We start from the raw sequence: 381 nt of genomic DNA, 5'->3' as shown, positions 1-381 counted from the left end.
CTCCTGGACGGCCGCCTTCGGCATCCTGGTCAGCCTGGTCTGGCTGTACATCGAGATCCTGCGCCTGCTGAGCTACTTCCAGGGCGACGACTGATCTCGTCCGCAGTGCCGACCGGCGCCCGCCCCGCTTCCGCGGTGGCGGGCGCCGTCGTCTGCGCTGGCCGTGCCGTTTGCCCGCCGTCGCCGGTCCGCCCGGGGCAGAGTGACTGCGAGGGGTACGCGGGCGAAGGAGGCGGCGGTGCGCAGCAACAACCCGGTGCTCAACCGGCTGGACGAGACCGGCCGGCTGGAGGCCCGGGTGCTGGGCGCCCGCGACGTCGAGCCGATGAGCGTCGACGACGTGGTGGTCCGTACCGTCGGGCTGCTGCTGGTCACCGGCGC

Annotated in this window: 1 protein-coding gene; it reads left to right on the top strand. The window is 73.2% G+C overall.

The features are described from left to right. On the top strand, positions 1-94 hold a 94-nt coding region (locus EAD89_RS00005; protein WP_199733361.1), incomplete at its 5' end, for a Bax inhibitor-1/YccA family protein. Positions 95-381: the final 287 nt, after the last annotated feature.

It is taken from the genome of Micromonospora sp. BL4 (assembly GCF_003667505.1).
GTDB lineage: Bacteria > Actinomycetota > Actinomycetes > Mycobacteriales > Micromonosporaceae > Micromonospora.
The sequence above is the reverse complement of the archived record's forward strand: the minus strand, read 5'-3'. Positions and strand labels throughout refer to the sequence as shown.